At 48.3% G+C, this 15,642-nt stretch carries 16 protein-coding genes and 1 pseudogene; 9 read left to right on the top strand and 8 right to left on the bottom strand.

The features are described 5' to 3' along the window. Positions 1 to 90 precede the first annotated feature (90 nt). Positions 91 to 384, bottom strand: coding sequence for a DUF5339 domain-containing protein (locus AYY17_RS01115; RefSeq protein ID WP_067420598.1), 294 nt, complete (start codon positions 382 to 384; stop codon positions 91 to 93). A gap of 277 nt (positions 385 to 661) precedes the next feature. On the opposite strand from AYY17_RS01115, the gene AYY17_RS01110 reads away from it, so the two are divergent. Further along, positions 662 to 1,072, top strand: a complete 411-nt coding sequence (locus AYY17_RS01110) for a hypothetical protein (protein ID WP_067420596.1) — start codon at positions 662 to 664, stop codon at positions 1,070 to 1,072. A gap of 26 nt (positions 1,073 to 1,098) precedes the next feature. Here AYY17_RS01110 and AYY17_RS01105 read toward each other — a convergent pair whose 3' ends face one another. Further along, positions 1,099 to 1,734: a TetR/AcrR family transcriptional regulator gene (locus tag AYY17_RS01105; RefSeq protein WP_067420594.1), complete on the bottom strand. Its 636-nt coding sequence runs from the start codon at positions 1,732 to 1,734 to the stop codon at positions 1,099 to 1,101. 230 nt (positions 1,735 to 1,964) lie between these two features. Here AYY17_RS01105 and AYY17_RS01100 point away from each other — a divergent pair, with 230 nt between their 5' ends. Next, positions 1,965 to 2,753: a threonine/serine exporter family protein gene (locus AYY17_RS01100; RefSeq protein WP_067420591.1), complete on the top strand. Its 789-nt coding sequence runs from the start codon at positions 1,965 to 1,967 to the stop codon at positions 2,751 to 2,753. Next, the gene (locus AYY17_RS01095; RefSeq protein ID WP_067400092.1) at positions 2,753 to 3,226 is read left to right on the top strand and encodes a threonine/serine exporter; all 474 of its coding nucleotides are present in this window, start codon (positions 2,753 to 2,755) and stop codon (positions 3,224 to 3,226) included. Before AYY17_RS01100 ends, AYY17_RS01095 begins: the two co-directional genes overlap by 1 nt. Here the strand turns inward: AYY17_RS01095 and AYY17_RS21790 are convergent. Continuing rightward, positions 3,223 to 3,396, bottom strand: a complete 174-nt coding sequence (locus tag AYY17_RS21790) for a hypothetical protein (protein ID WP_202906365.1) — start codon at positions 3,394 to 3,396, stop codon at positions 3,223 to 3,225. The two genes, AYY17_RS01095 and AYY17_RS21790, sit on opposite strands and share 4 nt — an antisense overlap. Before the next feature lie 187 nt (positions 3,397 to 3,583). Here AYY17_RS21790 and AYY17_RS01090 point away from each other — a divergent pair, with 187 nt between their 5' ends. Next, positions 3,584 to 4,579, top strand: coding sequence for an endonuclease (locus AYY17_RS01090; RefSeq protein ID WP_067420589.1), 996 nt, complete (start codon positions 3,584 to 3,586; stop codon positions 4,577 to 4,579). 280 nt (positions 4,580 to 4,859) lie between these two features. Next, entirely contained in the window at positions 4,860 to 5,687 is an 828-nt protein-coding gene (gene phoH, locus AYY17_RS01085; protein ID WP_067420587.1) for a phosphate starvation-inducible protein PhoH, read from the top strand. Between the two features lie 145 nt (positions 5,688 to 5,832). Here the strand turns inward: phoH and AYY17_RS01080 are convergent, their stop codons facing one another. From AYY17_RS01080 to AYY17_RS01070, 4 genes are all read right to left on the bottom strand, one after another. Beyond that, on the bottom strand, positions 5,833 to 6,666 hold the full coding sequence (locus tag AYY17_RS01080; RefSeq protein WP_067400048.1) for a siderophore-interacting protein: 834 nt from the start codon (positions 6,664 to 6,666) through the stop codon (positions 5,833 to 5,835). Between the two features lie 238 nt (positions 6,667 to 6,904). Beyond that, complete coding sequence (locus tag AYY17_RS20920) at positions 6,905 to 7,048, bottom strand: DUF2474 domain-containing protein (RefSeq protein WP_082981213.1); 144 nt, start codon at positions 7,046 to 7,048, stop codon at positions 6,905 to 6,907. Beyond that, positions 7,029 to 8,036 carry a cytochrome d ubiquinol oxidase subunit II gene (cydB, locus tag AYY17_RS01075; protein WP_067420585.1) on the bottom strand — a complete coding sequence of 336 codons (1,008 nt, stop codon included), beginning with the start codon at positions 8,034 to 8,036 and terminating at the stop codon, positions 7,029 to 7,031. Before cydB ends, AYY17_RS20920 begins: the two co-directional genes overlap by 20 nt. Then, positions 8,026 to 9,366 carry a cytochrome ubiquinol oxidase subunit I gene (locus AYY17_RS01070; RefSeq protein ID WP_067420583.1) on the bottom strand — a complete coding sequence of 447 codons (1,341 nt, stop codon included), beginning with the start codon at positions 9,364 to 9,366 and terminating at the stop codon, positions 8,026 to 8,028. Before AYY17_RS01070 ends, cydB begins: the two co-directional genes overlap by 11 nt. Before the next feature lie 123 nt (positions 9,367 to 9,489). Here AYY17_RS01070 and AYY17_RS01065 point away from each other — a divergent pair. Then, a pseudogene (locus tag AYY17_RS01065) lies at positions 9,490 to 10,907 on the top strand (aminotransferase-like domain-containing protein). A 69-nt stretch (positions 10,908 to 10,976) separates the two neighbouring features. Here AYY17_RS01065 and AYY17_RS01060 read toward each other — a convergent pair. Next, a complete protein-coding gene (locus tag AYY17_RS01060; RefSeq protein ID WP_067420581.1) occupies positions 10,977 to 11,585 on the bottom strand; it encodes a LysE family translocator in 609 nt (202 codons plus the stop codon). Positions 11,586 to 11,777: 192 nt separating this feature from the next. Here AYY17_RS01060 and AYY17_RS01055 point away from each other — a divergent pair, with 192 nt between their 5' ends. The 3 genes from AYY17_RS01055 to AYY17_RS01045 all read left to right on the top strand — a co-directional run bounded on the left by AYY17_RS01055 (position 11,778) and on the right by AYY17_RS01045 (position 15,639). Then, positions 11,778 to 12,242, top strand: coding sequence for an Lrp/AsnC family transcriptional regulator (locus AYY17_RS01055; protein ID WP_067362781.1), 465 nt, complete (start codon positions 11,778 to 11,780; stop codon positions 12,240 to 12,242). Between the two features lie 252 nt (positions 12,243 to 12,494). Beyond that, the gene (locus tag AYY17_RS01050) at positions 12,495 to 13,340 is read left to right on the top strand and encodes a helix-turn-helix domain-containing protein (RefSeq protein WP_067420580.1); all 846 of its coding nucleotides are present in this window, start codon (positions 12,495 to 12,497) and stop codon (positions 13,338 to 13,340) included. Between the two features lie 124 nt (positions 13,341 to 13,464). Then, a complete protein-coding gene (locus AYY17_RS01045; RefSeq protein ID WP_082981212.1) occupies positions 13,465 to 15,639 on the top strand; it encodes a TonB-dependent siderophore receptor in 2,175 nt (724 codons plus the stop codon). Positions 15,640 to 15,642 lie beyond the last annotated feature (3 nt).

The raw sequence follows: 15,642 nt of genomic DNA, 5'->3' as shown, positions 1-15,642 counted from the left end.
TAGCCTTAAACAAGCCAATGTCGGTCAGTTAAGCAACTGACCGACATTACCGTCAGCGAACTTTTTTTAATGCAGCGGAACAGAGGAAAACTACGGTTTATTTGCTGTGGCTTTGAATTCCTTTAATGCATCCAGCCCTTGCTGACATGCCATATCCTGTGTTTCCTGCGGGACAGATTTGATCTGTGTTTTGGCGGTTTCAAGCTGTTGTTTCATCGCATTAACCTGTGCGGTGGCATCGGCATTACCTTTCGCTTCCTGCTCTGCGAGTTTCACCATACCGTCTATTTCGGTGAAATACTCATCACATACCTTGCTTGCATTTGCCGCAAAAGCGGTCAGAGAAAACAGGCATCCCAGGGAAATTAACGTCAGCTTTTTCATTATAAACCTTATAGTGTAGGTAGGGCGGATAGGTATAAACAATTGGTCACTATGCCCCGGAGTATCCTGTTTTATATATAAGAATAATATGAATATCCGCACAATTACGTAGATATCGGGTAAAAACCATATAATTGTGTAGTAAACAGAAATGAAGCTGTGCAGGGAAAAGCCGGATAATTCGTGCGGATGAAAGTGAAAATCATTCTTATTTGTTGACATAAGACCAATTGGTCAATATTGTACCGATAAATACAAAATAAGATTCGGAGTTTTTATGTCAGAGTTTACCTTTATTCATATGGATATCAGCGAATTTCCGGTAGTGACTATGCTTGCATTCCCGGAAAATATGGCGCAAACAGAGCAGTGGGTAAAAGAGCTGGATGTGCTGCTGGGAAAACAGACGGCTTTTTCACTGATTTATCCGCCGAAAGACGCACCGGAAAAACCGGATACACAGGAAGATATGGATGCCCGTAAATATGTCCGCCGCTGGTTAAAAACCGGAAAGGACAAAATGGCAGAGTATTGCCGGGCAATGATCCTGACAGTTAACCAGGATGTACAGGATAAAGCGGCGCTGGAACAATTTGCACCAATGGCATCGGCAATTTATGGCGTGCCGGTTGTTGTCGCAGACGATCTGAATACCGCGCGTGAAAAAGCCGCTGAACTGAACGGCTGAACGCAGATGCTGATTGCTACCGCCGCCTATTGGCAGGTCAGGTGGTGACGAATATAACAGGCCGTTATCTCAACGGATAACGGCAGTTGTTTCTCAATAAATTCGGCGGTGGGTTTTTCATGGCGCTGACTGAATACCGGCAGATAAAGATCCGCTTTCAGCATTTCCAGAAAACGCGCGGCGACAGCCTGTAATGTCTCTTGTGATGCATCGGTCCCGGGGATGGCTTTCAGCCTTGCAGCTAATTGTTGTGATGTCCGCAGAGGCCCTGCCTGATAAAAGTGCTCGCTGATTTGCGGAAAGCGCTGGGATTCCGCAAGAATCAACTGATACAGCCCGAGTGATTGCGGATGAACAATGCTGTTCAGATAACGTCTGCCGCAGTCATATAACAGAGCTTCCGGCTCCGGAGCAATATCCGGGGTATCATTCTCTTCTTCAAAAATCCCGCAGATAAGATGTTCTATCACCGCCAGAAACAGCGCTTCTTTCCCCCCGAACGAGGTATAAAGTGTGGAGCGTGACCCGCCTGATTGTTCAATAATCATATCCAGCGTCGTTCCCTCGTAGCCATGAAGAATAAAGACATCTGCAGCGGCGGCTAAAATTGCATGGCGGCGGCGCTGCCCTTTCGGGGTTAATGGTGACGGGGAAGATGACATAACAAAAACAGGCTCCGGTGATGATTATAAGCCCTGATTTAACCACGCCTGGGAGGATTGCTCAATAGCTGCCTTTGCTGCCATACTGACTATAAGACAAAGCGTAATCATTTCTTGGTCAGATTGTTGTTCAAATTATTATTCAAACTCTTGATCAAACCCAGTGAGTTGTTAATACAAAGATTTAGAATAGCGGGAAAGTCAGACCATCAACGGCTAACGGTAAAACTATGGGGCAGGGGAAAGAGATTTCAGTTGATACACAGCGGACGATCACCCGGTTATGTATTGAGTGCGGGTTACTGCTGTTGCAGCACGGCGCGGAAAGTATGCTGGTGGAAGAACTGGCGGTACGGACAGGCAGAGCACTCGGGGCTGAGCAGGTAGATTGTGCTATTTCAGCAAATGCCATTGTATTAACAACAATTATTGACGGGCACTGTATGACATCCACACGTAAAGTCGTGGATCGTGGTATCAATATGCACGTGGTGACAGAGGTGCAGCATGTGGTGATCCTCGCGGAACACGGGCATCTGGATTACAAAGGGGTACAGAAAAAATTTGCCCATATTAAGCCGCTGCGTTACCCGCGCTGGATAATGGTGTTGATGGTAGCACTTTCCTGTGCCTGTTTCTGTAAACTGAACAAAGGCGGATGGGACGGGGCCTGTATCACATTTGTTGCCAGCGGTTGTGCTATGTATGTTCGTCAGGTGCTGACGGCACGGCATATGAATCCGTTGATCAATTTCTGTTTTACGGCATTTTCAGCCACGATGGTGGCCGGACTGATGCTGAAGCTACCGCTGTTCACAGCAACATCGGGTATTGCCATGGCAGCGAGTGTTCTGCTGCTGGTGCCGGGTTTTCCGCTGATTAATGCGGTAGCGGATATGTTTAAAGGACATGTGAATACAGGGCTCGCGCGCTGGGCGATGGCGAGCCTGCTGACTCTGGCAACCTGTATCGGTATTTTTATGGCGATAACGCTCGCCGGTTTGAGGGACTGGATATGATGACAGTACTCTCTTTTCTGGCTGCACTGATGCAGGATATGCTGCTGGCGGCGATCCCTGCGGTCGGTTTTGCCATGGTCTTTAATGTACCGAAACGTGCGCTGAAATATTGTGCTTATCTGGGCGCAATTGGTCATGGCAGCCGGTTTATCCTGATGGCAGCGGATTTTGATATAGTTGCCGCCACGTTCTGGGCATCGGTACTGGTGGGTATTATCGGTATTCAGTGGTCACGCTGGTGGCTGGCTCATCCGAAAGTCTTTACGGTTGCGGCGATTATCCCGATGTTTCCCGGGATTAATGCCTATATGGCGATGCTGGCTGTTGTCAAACTATCACAGGCGGGTTATACGCCTGAGTTGCTCGAGATGCTGGTGAGTAATTTTCTGCGGGCGGCGTTTATTGTCGGGGCATTGTCGATAGGTTTGTCGGTACCGGGATTGTGGCTTTACCGTAAGCGTCCGCGCGTTTAAGTGGCGGGGTTCAGGTTCAGGATAATATCCATTACCGGTTTTTCTGCGATATTAACCTGAATCTGTACCCGGTTGTAGCTTTCCTGAATACTGACATCAACTTCTTCTTCATTATGGGAACGGGCAGTTCCGACTATCTCAGCTATCATCTTATCGACTAACGGATGCATTATGTATCTCCTTTTTCTGTCATTCAGAGCCCAGAATATACAATTTGTATCAGGGTAATACTGTAAAAAAACACCCTAAACACGTCATAAACAGCGGATTGAGATGTTATTCTCACATCTGACGCGATTATCCGTGTCTGACATGGCATAATTGCCGTCCTCATTATTCTGTTGGTATCTGATTTATATGCGTATTTTAAAATTATTTAGTTTGTCATTATTCTCATTATTTTTGATATTACCCGCAGCGTTTGCCGCTGCACCTGAGCGGTTTGATGAGGCGAAAATCGTGTCCCGTGAGCAGGTGTATTATGATCAAAACCGTGACCCGCAGGGCGAAGGAACTCTCTATTGCGGCTGTCAGTGGGAGTGGACAGGAAAATCAGGCGGCAGGGTGGATCTGAACAGTTGCGGCTATCAGGTGCGATCACAACAAACCCGCGCAGAACGGATTGAGTGGGAGCATATTGTCCCTGCCTGGGTGTTCGGACATCAACGTCAGTGCTGGCAGCAGGGCGGACGTAAAAATTGTATCAGCGAAGATCCGGTATTCCGCGCGATGGAAGCTGACCTCCATAACCTGGCACCCTCCATTGGTGAAGTGAACGGCGACCGCAGTAATTTCCGTTACAGTATGGCACGCGGTGCGGGGACAAAGAGTTACGGGCAATGCACCAGCCGGGTAGATTTTAAACAGCGGGTATTTGAACCGCGTGATGAGGTCAAAGGACAGGTTGCCCGTGTCTGGTTCTATATGCATGATCGCTATGACCTGGCAATGTCAGATCAGCAGCAGAAACTCCTGATAACCTGGGATGCAACCTATCCGCCATCAGCGTGGGAGCATGAACGCGACCGCCGTATCAGCGCAGTAACCGGGCAATCTAATCCGTTTGTAACCGGTGAGCGCCGCTGGGAGCAGGGTCATATCAATACAGCAGGCGGTATTTTTACCCGTATTCCTTCCGCACCGGTAAAAACGACACCGGTAAAAATAACACCATCGCCGGCGAAAAAACCGGAAAATAAGCGGATCCTCGGCAATCGTAACAGCAAGATTTATCACCATCCGGATTGCCCCGGCTATAACCGCGTCAGTGCTAAAAACAGTGAATATTTCACAGACGCAATTTCGGCAGAAGAGGCCGGGTATACTGCGGCGAAAAATTGTAAGCTGCGCTAAGGTCCGTAACATTGTCATCATACTGTCACACAGTCAGTTTAGTGTTCGCTTTAGTTTGTCATCTGAGGATAACGAATGCGTAATACAGACGAACGACAGTACCAACCGGTGATAACCTCCCTTATACATACTCGTCATACTGAATTATTCAGAGTATGTCCGGTGGAGTTTATCACCGGTTTTTTTATATCCGGATTTTCACTCATGGCCTGAGGAAGGCGCCGGTTGCCAACTCACTGTTTCAGTTACTCCGTCATCATAACGCAACAGGATTAAGATTATGGGCAGACAAAAAGCGGTAGTCAGAGTACGCAAAGAGGCAAAACGAATGGGTCGGAAAGAGTCCCGCAGGGGACGTTTCAATGATGATAATGTGGCCGTATTCATCCCCGCGGGCGGTGTGGAAGCCATTGGTATGGCGCGGGAGAAACGGGATAACAGCAGAGTTTTACCCCGCAACGATGCACAAAGTAAATATATTCAGGCGATAGCACATAAGCAGCTTATCATTGCCAACGGCGAGGCCGGGTGCGGAAAAACCTTTATCAGTACCGCACTTGCAGCAGATGCCCTGATTAATAAAGAAATTGAACGGATAATTGTGACCCGCCCGGTATTACAGGCGGAAGAAGACCTGGGTTTTCTGCCCGGCGATATGAGTGATAAATTCGCACCCTATTTCAGACCGGTATATGACATTCTGGTGAAACGGATGGGCGCATCATTTCTGCAATATTGCCTGCGCCCGGAGATAGGCAAGGTGGAGATTGCCCCGTTTGCTTACATGCGCGGGCGGACATTTGAAAATGCGGTGGTGATCCTTGATGAGGCACAAAATGTGACTGTCACACAAATGAAAATGTTCCTGACCCGGATGGGCGAAAATGTGACAGTCATTGTCAACGGGGATGTCAGTCAGTGTGATTTACCGGGGAACGTGCCGTCAGGGCTGGCAGATGTACTGCGCCGTTTCAGTGACGATGAAATGGTGTCGGTGGTGTCGTTTACACAGGATGATTGTGTGCGTTCATCGCTGTGTTTGCGGGCATTGCAGGCCTATATACCCTTATCCATTCAAACTACAGGTTCGTTGGCGGCACTCAGCTAGCCGGGTCACATACTTGTGTATGCTCCCCGGCAATCAGAGCTTGCCGCCTTCCTGTATCTTGAATGGCGTTGGGTATAACTGATACATAATCATGATAAAAACAGCGGCCGTTGTGAGCCGCTGTTTTTTTTGCGATTAATCGTTATTAATCGTCGGCATCCATTACATCATGGCGCTGATGATGATAACCCTCTTCATCATAACCAAAGCGCCAGTACGGGATAGCATACATCTGATTGTGCTCCCCGCCCAACTCACGGCGGACATAGCGGCGCAGGTTTTTCACCAGAGTGTCCTCCCCGGCAATCCAGAAAGTACACTCAGTCACATCGGTGACTGCCCAGCTTTTAAACAGTGCAGCTATCTCATCGGTTTTTTCTGTGCCGCCGGTTACCCAGTGAACCGTTATTCCGGCGGGTTTATGCAGCGTTTGTTTATCATCGTCATGATCAATACGGACAACCACATTTCCCTGCGCATCAGCAGGCATTTTTTCCAGCAGTGCCGCAATCGCCGGCAGTGCTGTTAAATCACCCGCCATATAATAGTGCTTTGCCAAAGGCAGCAGCGGATCCGGTCCGCCCGGATTGGTAATACCGATGTAATCACCCGGTTTGGCATTTTTGGCAAAATCCACCGCCGGACCGGCATCTTCATGCAGGGCAAATTCAATATCTATCTCTTTCAGATCAGGACGGATGGCGCGCACAGTGTAGGTACGGGCTATCGGGCGCTCTTTACCTTCCGGCCAGACCGGGCCTTTATCCGATAAAACCGGCAGCACAGGCGCATTAGGTGCATCTTTGGCAATAAACAGCTTCAGATGACCGCCTTCACAGCCTGACGGATAAGTATCCATGGTCTCAGATGTAAAGGTGATACGGCGCAGATTTGGTGTGATATCAATGTACGATTTCACCTGAACCAGACGCGGCGGTGCAGGGCGGTAGATATTTTTCTCTTTTTTATCCCGGCTCATGCGGAACACTCCATTATTCAGTGGGCTATTTCGTTATATCTGTTTCGCAGAGTGTATCAGGAATTTAAATGAATGGTAATCATTATCAATAAAATCGATATTAATAAAATAATTGCCCAAAAAGGCATAAAAAAAGCACACCACGAGGGGGCGTGGTGTGCAGGGCAATGCCCCTGAAATACAGGGCATGAGGTACTGATGAAGTACTGATGAGGTACTTACGGATGAAACATAATGACTATTTTACTTTCATTCCCGCCGCCGTCATTAATAAGCGGAAAACCGAAGAGACAGCAAACAGTGCCAGAACACTGCCCGCCCAGATAGCTAACATCCAGCCGGCTTTTTTCCACCATGGAGACTCAGTGGTAGCCTTGGTCATGAGTGATTTTTCCTCTGAAGACATAATAACTCCACCAGGTATACACCAGGATCACAGGGATAATGAACAGCGCACCGACTAACATAAAGCTCAGACTTTCAGCGGGCGCTGCCGCCATTTTATAGTCAATCACCGGGGGAATGATCATTGGCCAGATACTGATACCAAGCCCGGTAAAACCAAGAAATACCAAAGCGAGTGCGGCAAAGAATGGTGTGTAGTGCCCGTGACGGGTGGCACTGCGCAACAGCGCGATAACACAGACCAGCACCAGCAGCGGAACCGGCAGGAAAAACAGAATATTCGGGAAACTGAACCAGCGGACAGCAATCGCTTCATGTGCCAGAGGCGTCCACAGACTGATGATAGCCAGCACAATCAGCATCACACCGGTCAGTGGTTTCAGTACCTTATACATCTGCTGTTGCAGATGACCTTCTGTTTTCATCACCAGCCAGCCACAGCCGAGCAGCGCATAAGCGACAACTAACCCGGCCCCGCAAAAGAGGGCAAACGGTGTGAACCAGTCCAGTGCGCCGCCGGTAAAGGCACGGTTTTCCACCGGAAAACCTTCAATCACACTGCCGACAACCACACCTTGTGCAAAGGTGGTTATGACAGAACCGGTCATAAAGGCGCGATCCCAGAAATAGCGGTGATGTTCATCGGCTTTAAAGCGGAACTCAAATGCCACGCCACGGAAAATCAGGGCAATAAGCATTAACGTCAGCGGGATAGCCAGTGCATCAAGGATCACCGCGTATGCCAGCGGAAAGGCACCAAACAGTGCCGCACCGCCCAGCACCAGCCAGGTTTCGTTACCGTCCCAGACCGGTGCAACACTGTTCATCATCAGGTCACGGTCAGCATTGCTTTTCACAAAGGGGTAGAGGATCCCTATCCCTAAATCAAAGCCATCCATCACGATATACATCAGCGTGCTGAATATGATGATGACGAACCAAATCAGCGGTAAATCAATGCTCATGAGGAACCTCCGTCGCGATACCTTTGCGGATCAGTTTCATCATATAGATGTAGCCAATACCAAATACAGAACCATAGACGATAAAGAAGAGAAGCAAACTGATACTCATGTGTACATCGCCATGCGCGGAGACCGCATCCTTTGTACGCTGCAGGCCGTAAACCACCCAGGGTTGCCGCCCGATCTCCGTGACAAACCAGCCTGCAAGAAGGGCGATCAGCCCGGACGGTGCCATCCAGAATATAAAATGCTGGAACGGACGCGAGTCATACAGGCGTTTGCGGTAACGCAGCCACAGACTCAGAACACCGGCTAAAATCATCAGCATGCCCAGCCCGACCATAACGCGGAATGACCAGAACACCATAAAGACGTTAGACGGGCGTTCATCAGGTGCAAACTCTTTCAGTGCAGGCACTTGTTTATCAAGGCTGTGCGTCAGGATAAGACTCGCCAGACCCGGGATTTCCAGGGCAAACCGGGTCTCTTCCAGGTCGTTATCCGGAATACCAAACAGTATAAGCGGTGTGGCCTCACCGGGTTTGTTCTCCCAGTGACCTTCCATTGCAGCCACTTTAGCCGGCTGATATTTCAGGGTATTCAGCCCGTGAGCATCCCCGATCAAGGCCTGTAACGGCGCGAGAACCAGGATGAGCCAGAGCGACATCGAGAACATTTTCTTTATCGCCCCCGATTTATTGCCGCGCAGCAGATGCCAGGCAGCAGACGCGCCGATAAAAAATGCGGCAGCCAGGAAGGCGGCAGTCGTCATGTGCAGCAGGCGGTACGGGAAGGACGGATTAAAAATCACCGCAAACCAGTCAACCGGCACCACAACACCATTGATGACCTCATGCCCCTGCGGCGTCTGCATCCAGCTGTTGGAGGCGAGGATCCAGAAGGTGGACATCAGTGTGCCGAGTGCAACCATACAGGTGGCGAAATAGTGCAGTTTTTCGCCGACACGGTTCCAGCCGAACAACATAACTCCCAGAAAACCGGCTTCGAGGAAGAATGCTGTCAGTACTTCATAAGTGAGAAGCGGGCCGGTAATTGAACCTGCAAACTCGGAAAAGAAACTCCAGTTGGTGCCGAACTGATACGCCATCACCAAACCGGAAACCACACCCATACCGAAATTGACGGCAAAGATGGCTGACCAGAAATGAAAGAGCTTTTTGTAATCGTCATTGCGGGTTTTCAGCCACATTCCCTCAAGAACCGCCAGAAACGAGGCAAGCCCGATGGTTATTGCAGGGAATATGATATGAAACGACACAGTGAAGGCGAATTGAATTCGCGCAAGCTCAAGGGCACTTAACCCGAACATTGTGACCTCTCGTTATTATAACTACGCAGATGAAAAGTGTGGCGTAGTACACCATGAGTTGCTAGACTATAATAGTGACAATTAATCATAAGATGTATATAACAGTTTTCCGGGGAACGCTACATGACACGCTACGAACAGTTAGCAGAACAGATAAAACAACAGATCGAAGATGATATCTGGCAGGTTGGTGACCGGCTGCCGTCATTGCGTGAAAGCGCCAGACAGTCGGGACTGAGTCTGATGACTGTCGTACAGTCCTATCAGTTACTGGAGAGTCAGGGCTGGGTTGTTGCCCGTCCGCAATCAGGCTATTTTGTGGCAAAACGCGCACCTGCGTTTGCTCAGGCAAAAGGCGGGCTGGGTTTACATCTCACTGAAAATGTTGAGATAAATTCCTCACTTTTTGATGTGCTTCAGGCATGCAAAGACCCGGCAATTGTACCGTTCGGCTCGGCATTCCCTGATCCCACTCTGCTGGTTCAGCCAAAACTGTCCAAAGCACTGGGAGCGGTGGCACGGCGTATTGCACCACAAAGTGCGGTAGTCAATCTGCCGCCCGGTAATGAAAAATTGCGCCGTAATATTTCGCGGCGTTATGCATCACAGGGTATTCATGTGTCGCCGGAAGAAATTGTGATCACCGCCGGTGCTATGGAATCTCTGTCTCTCAGCCTTCAGGCGGTAACTGAGCCGGGTGACTGGGTTGTAATTGAATCACCGGCATTTTACGGGGCATTACAGGCGATTGAGCGTCTGCGCCTGAAAGCGGTGGCGATTAAAACCGACCCGCAGACGGGGATCGATCTTGATGCCCTTGAAGATGTTGCCGGGCGTTATGACATAAAAGCCTGCTGGCTGATGACACACTTCCAGAATCCGCTCGGCGGCACAATGCCTGCGGAAAATAAACACCGGCTGGTGGATATTTTGACGCGCCATAATATTGCGCTTATTGAAGATGATGTTTACAGCGAGTTATATTTCGGCAATAACGCGCCACAGCCCGCGAAAAGCCTGGATAAAGAGAACAATTTCTTTCATTGCTCCTCATTTTCCAAGTGTCTTGCGCCGGGCTTTCGTGTCGGCTGGGTGGCTGCGGGCAAACACGCACGGACAGTCCAGCAGTTGCAGATGATGAGTACCGTTTCCGCCAGTATGCCGACACAGCAGGCGATCGCGGAATATCTGGGACAGGGCGGCTATGATGCGCACCTGAAGAAACTGCGCCAGCAGCTGGAGCAGCGCCAGCACCGGATGCTCTATGCTATCAGCGAGCACTTTCCGTCGAATGTGAAGGTTAATTGCCCGCAGGTGGTTATTTTCTCTGGCTGGAATTTGAACCACCGTTTGATGCCACCAAACTGTATCAGATGGCGCTGAATGAGCAGATAAGTATCGCTCCGGGCAGCATGTTCTCGACCAGTGAACAGTTTAATCACGCCTTCCGGCTGAATTGTTCTTTTGAATGGAACGAGCGCATGGATAATGCAATGAAAGTGTTGGGTAAGTTGTGTTATGTGCTGCAAAAGACGCAATAGAAACAAATAAAAACAGAAATAAAAAACGGGAACCTTAGGTTCCCGTTTTTTGTTTAAATAATCAGTAGATTAACTAAATGCCAGGCTCATCGCGGCAGTGGCTAATAACCCGCCGGCAACGCCTTCGCCGATACGGCGGCGTTTATCATTATATTCGCCTTTGCTCATCTGACCGAAAATCAGGGCGACCGCACTGTAAACCACGGCACAGCTGGCAATATAGACACCGGATAATAACAAGGATTGAACCGCGACACTTTCGCTGCCGGAAATAAAGTTAGGCAGAATGGCAAAGTAGACCAGAAGACCTTTCGGATTCAGGAAACTGGTGAAAAAACCTTTGGTGATAACCGCTTTGGCGGCAGGCTGCATCTGCGGCATGTCACTTTTATGCATTGATGACATCATCATGCGCACCGCCAGATACGCAATATAGGCAACACCGAACCAGCGCATACCATTAAACAGTACAGGTGACGCCACCACAACGGCTGCCAGCCCGAAAGCCGCTAAGACGGAGTGCATAGCGTAACCCAGAAGCACGCCCATATTGGCTTTCAGCGCCGCTTTTGAACCACTTGCCAGTCCTTGCGATGAAACGAATAAAATATCGGGACCGGGTGCAAATACAATGGGTAATACGGTTACGCCAAAAACCATCAAAGTATTTATGACCATACAACACCCCAAATTCAATAATATATTAATAATTCGCAATATATTGAATATCCAGATATTTATTCAGATTGCGACGTCTTTGTTTGTTATGTGAATTATACGGGGCTTTGCGGGAAATTAGGTTGTTAAATTGGCAGGAAAAAACTATTCTTAGCAATATTATTGCGCAGAAATAGTCAGGTGGTGATTTAAATGTCAATTGAACTGGATAAGATGGATCGGCGGATCCTCGATCAACTGCAACGCAACGGAAAAATTCAGAATGTGGAGCTGGCGCGGGAGGTCGGACTATCACCGTCCCCCTGTCTGAGGCGGGTACGAAGACTTGAGGAAAACGGCATTATAAAGCGCTATGCGGCGATTCTTGACGGCAGCAAGATAGGCGCGGGACTGATGCTTTACGCCCGCATTTGGTTCAAGGGGCAGGACGCACAGACTATCAATGATTTTGTTGCTGCCATCAATGAAATGCCGGAAATTGTTGAGTGTCATCTGATGGCGGGTGAGTGTGATGCCATGATACGGATTGTGACTAAAGACTTAACGTCATACCGGCGATTTCATGCGGATCACCTGACACAAATACCTAGTATTCAAAGTGTTAAGACGGAAGTGCCAATGGAAACATTGAAAGTTACACATGCATTACCCCTGTAGAATGTGAGCCTAATCACGAAACGCAACGTAATTGTGCACTGAGACAGGTTTTAAGCAACAGGATTGCGCGGTGATTTTGTGACTCCGATCATATTGCAGCTGTGCAGGAAGTATTATTTGTCATGGTTAAAATAACTGTCTTTATGAATAAGTGCGCTATAACAACCTGTGCGTCTGAAATAACCGGTGTGGAAATTAAATCTGATAATGGTTATTATTCGCTTTTATTTGTGGGGTAAAAGGTGAAATATCATGCACAGTGGTAATATGAATGCATTGCTACCCGGTGCAGATTCATTTTTTTATTGCGGAAAAATGACACCGGATGCCGGACAGTGGGTCAGCGAGCCGTTATGGAAAGGACTGAAACTGGTTCTGATGATGAATGGTGAACTGGAATGTCAGCCGGATAATAAAAACAGTGTTTCACTTTCCGGTGCTTCCTTATGTGTTATTGCCAATAATCATGATGAACAGGAAAGCCGTCAGCGTTTTTTACAGTCAGAAGATATCCGCTTTGTTTCAGTCTGTTTATCTGACAGTCTGATGGAGGCATTTAAAATCGCACCGCTGCCTTTATTAACAGAAGCCGCATCGCGCGGACCGCAATTACTCTCCGGAAAAGCGGGAAATGTATTAACCGCGCTGGGAAACCAGATCCTGAATAATCCGCTCGGCGGTGCGCCCGGAGATATGTATCTGACAGGCAAAATTCTTGAATTATGTGCAATATCATTTGAGCACATTCAGCAAAATACCCGGACGGTTCATCATCCTAAACTGGCCACAAATGATATACGCCGTTTGTATGAAATCAGAGACTGTATTTTAGCCGATTTAGCCAACCCGCCCGGGGTATATCAGCTCAGCCGGCAATCCGGGCTGAATATGCGCAAACTCAGTTTTGGTTTTAAGCAATTGTTCGGCTTGTCTGTCGCGTCATTTATTCAGGAAGAGCGCTTACAATCAGCACATCGTCTGCTTTGTGCCGGTGACATGCGGGTATCAGCGATTGCCTGGCAGGTCGGTTATTCACCTGCGGCATTTTCAACTGCTTTCCGCAGGCGGTTTGGTTTTTCACCTAAAGAGTTATGTTGATCAGGTGGATAGCGTTTTTGATAAACAAATAGTCATAACAGCGAAAGTCTCCGGCAGAAGATAAATACGTAAATGAGATACATTATCATTCTTATATTTATTCTCTCTGCGGGTTCGTATTTCAATGAAAAAATCTGTTTCTTATTATCCGGTTATCTCCGGTCGTACACTCTCTCCGGTGTGTATTGCCCTCTTACCGCTGCTTTTTTCTTCAGTTGCTGCCTCTGAAAGTCAGTCAGGCGAAAAAAAAGATGAAATCATCGTCACTGCCAAACCGGCACAGTCGCCCGCCGGTAAAATTGACGGTTATATTGCAACCCGCAGTGTAAGTGCGACCAAGACGGATACACCGCTTATTGAAACACCACAATCGGTCACGGTGTTAACGCGTGATGAAATGACCGCGCATAATGCGCAGTCTGTCAGCGAAGCGCTGCGCTATACCGCCGGCGTGTTACAGACAAACGATGCCGCATCTTCCCGCTTTGATAATTTAAGTATCCGTGGTTTTAATATTACCAGTACCGGGATGTTAAGGGACGGGCTGCGCAGCACAACCGCACAGGCGTGGCCGAAAGCGGAACAATACGGACTTGAGCGTATTGATGTGATCCGCGGGCCTGCATCCGTATTATACGGGCAGAACTCACCCGGCGGCATTATTAACCAGGTTACAAAACGTCCGCTGTATAAACCCTTTCATGAAATTGAAGTGCAGGGCGGTAATAATAACCGCAAACAGATTCAGGGCGATTTAAGTGGTCCGGTGGGTGACAGCGACCATTATTTTTACCGGCTGACCGGGCTTGTCCGTAAAAGTGATACGCAAATTGATCATGTTAAAGATGATAAAGTCTATATTGCCCCGGCGTTTACCTGGGTGCCAAATGACGATACGACACTGACTGTTTTAGCGGATTACAGCCATGATAAATTTGGCGCACCGCGCCCGTTTTTACCGCTTGCTGGCACATTATTACCCAACCCGAACGGCAAAGTAGATCCGAATGTTTTCCTGGATGAACCGGGATTAAAAAACGACCGTACCCAGGCCTCTTTGGGTTATCAGTTAGATCATACCTTTAATGATACTTTTTCCGGACACTCAGGTGCGCGGTTCAGTCATACTGATTTAAATACCAATATTGCGCAGGGATTATATTTATCGCCGGATATGCGCACACTTAACCGTGCGGCCTATCATTTCCGGATTAAAGGTGATGTGCTCAGCCTGGATAATAATATAAAAGCAGACTGGTGGCTGAAAGATACGGAAATGACATCCCTTGCGGGTGTCGATTATCGCCATACCCGCGAAGATTATTTACTGATGTCCGGGAAAGCCGGGCCGATTGATATTTTTAACCCGGTTTACGGCGGTCAGTACGGTCCGGTTAATAATATGATGGCGAATACACTTCAGACCAGTGATCAGGCAGGCATTTATTTACAGCAGCAGGCGAAATTTGATAACGGCATCATACTGGTATTAAGCGGCAGGGAAGATTGGTCTGACAGTAAAACCAAAAACCGCAAAACAAATAACAGCAGTGACCAGCGTGACAGCAAATTTACCTATCGCACGGCGGCAATGTATCAGACAGATTTCGGGTTAGCGCCGTATGTCAGTTATTCAACTTCATTTAATCCGCAATTGGGTGTTAATTTCTACGGGGACACCTATAAACCTGTTACAGCCAAACAGACGGAAGCCGGTCTTAAATATCAGCCGGAAGGCGGAAATATTAATGCCACTCTTACGGTCTTTGAACTGACTCAGCAAAATATGCTGACAACAGATCCGGATAATAATTTAAACAGTATTCAGACGGCGGAAGTCCGCTCCCGCGGTGTTGAACTCCAGGGAACCTATATGCCGGTCGACGGGCTGAACCTGACGGCGGCTTATACCTTTAATAAACTGGAAAATACCAAAACGACAGATCCGGAAGAGAAAGGACAGCGTCCGACCGGTTTGCCGGAACACACCGCATCAGTATGGGCGGATTATACTATTCAGGGCGGTCATTTACAGGGATTAGGTCTTGCTGCGGGCGCACGCTATACCGGCTCTTCACCGGTTAACAGCGACGGCAGTATTTCCAATCCGTCAAATACCTTATTTGATATGGCGGCACATTACGATCTGGGCGGAATCAATCCTGATTTTAAAAACTGGCGTGCCGGTATTAACGTCAATAATGTAGCGGATAAAAAATATTACACCAGTTGTTCAATGGGTGGCTGTTCCGTCGGTTTTGACAGAACAATCATCGCATCACTGCGCTATAACTGGTAACCG

Origin of the sequence: Morganella psychrotolerans, from assembly GCF_001676055.1 — a bacterium.
GTDB lineage: Bacteria > Pseudomonadota > Gammaproteobacteria > Enterobacterales > Enterobacteriaceae > Morganella > Morganella psychrotolerans_B.
This window is presented reverse-complemented; position numbering and strand designations above follow the sequence as displayed.

Coding starts and splice junctions, on each gene's coding strand:
- AYY17_RS01060 (WP_067420581.1), bottom strand. CDS start 11,585: ATGGTCATAAATACTTTGATGGTTTTTGGCGTAACCGTATTACCCATT.
- AYY17_RS01105 (WP_067420594.1), bottom strand. CDS start 1,734: ATGTCATCTTCCCCGTCACCATTAACCCCGAAAGGGCAGCGCCGCCGC.
- AYY17_RS01110 (WP_067420596.1), top strand. CDS start 662: ATGTCAGAGTTTACCTTTATTCATATGGATATCAGCGAATTTCCGGTA.
- AYY17_RS01100 (WP_067420591.1), top strand. CDS start 1,965: ATGGGGCAGGGGAAAGAGATTTCAGTTGATACACAGCGGACGATCACC.
- AYY17_RS01115 (WP_067420598.1), bottom strand. CDS start 384: ATGAAAAAGCTGACGTTAATTTCCCTGGGATGCCTGTTTTCTCTGACC.
- AYY17_RS01050 (WP_067420580.1), top strand. CDS start 12,495: ATGCACAGTGGTAATATGAATGCATTGCTACCCGGTGCAGATTCATTT.
- AYY17_RS20920 (WP_082981213.1), bottom strand. CDS start 7,048: ATGACCAAGGCTACCACTGAGTCTCCATGGTGGAAAAAAGCCGGCTGG.
- AYY17_RS01080 (WP_067400048.1), bottom strand. CDS start 6,666: ATGAGCCGGGATAAAAAAGAGAAAAATATCTACCGCCCTGCACCGCCG.
- AYY17_RS21790 (WP_202906365.1), bottom strand. CDS start 3,396: ATGCATCCGTTAGTCGATAAGATGATAGCTGAGATAGTCGGAACTGCC.
- cydB (WP_067420585.1), bottom strand. CDS start 8,036: ATGAGCATTGATTTACCGCTGATTTGGTTCGTCATCATCATATTCAGC.
- phoH (WP_067420587.1), top strand. CDS start 4,860: ATGGGCAGACAAAAAGCGGTAGTCAGAGTACGCAAAGAGGCAAAACGA.
- AYY17_RS01070 (WP_067420583.1), bottom strand. CDS start 9,366: ATGTTCGGGTTAAGTGCCCTTGAGCTTGCGCGAATTCAATTCGCCTTC.
- AYY17_RS01055 (WP_067362781.1), top strand. CDS start 11,778: ATGTCAATTGAACTGGATAAGATGGATCGGCGGATCCTCGATCAACTG.
- AYY17_RS01090 (WP_067420589.1), top strand. CDS start 3,584: ATGCGTATTTTAAAATTATTTAGTTTGTCATTATTCTCATTATTTTTG.
- AYY17_RS01095 (WP_067400092.1), top strand. CDS start 2,753: ATGACAGTACTCTCTTTTCTGGCTGCACTGATGCAGGATATGCTGCTG.
- AYY17_RS01045 (WP_082981212.1), top strand. CDS start 13,465: ATGAAAAAATCTGTTTCTTATTATCCGGTTATCTCCGGTCGTACACTC.